1 pseudogene is annotated in these 410 nt (G+C 52.9%); it reads right to left on the bottom strand.

The annotated features are described in order from the left end of the window. Positions 1-410 (bottom strand): annotated as a pseudogene (locus tag DW096_RS19150) (RHS repeat-associated core domain-containing protein); the annotation flags it as partial.

The raw sequence follows: 410 nt of genomic DNA on the forward strand, positions 1-410 counted from the left end.
CGCTTGCACCGTTCACAAAGGCAGTGTTTGTACCGTATGCAGCGGTACTCACCGCATCCTCCACACAGCTCAACTGATTGCCGTTCAGGGTGAGAGTCAGGTTGTCTATCAGGCCGTAGGAGGTTGAAGAGAGTTGCCCGTAACGCTGCAATCCCTTGATATTGCCGTTCTTGTCATACCCCGTAACGTTCTCCGAGAAGCGGTTCGCATTCGTGCTGATACTTGCTGTCTCGCCATAGGTAGCGTTCAGTACTCTGTCAAGACCGTCATAAGTGAATTTGTAACCGCGGACTGTACTTTCGTTCCCGGACTTCCAGGTCATGCTGCTGATGCTGCCGTTGCACTTCGCAGTACCCACACCCGTGTTGTAGTACAGGTTCTGTGTGAAGCATGTACCGCTGATGCCCGTC

Origin of the sequence: Bacteroides sp. AM07-18 (assembly GCF_003602695.1) — a bacterium.
In the GTDB taxonomy this organism is placed as follows: domain Bacteria; phylum Bacteroidota; class Bacteroidia; order Bacteroidales; family Bacteroidaceae; genus Bacteroides; species Bacteroides uniformis.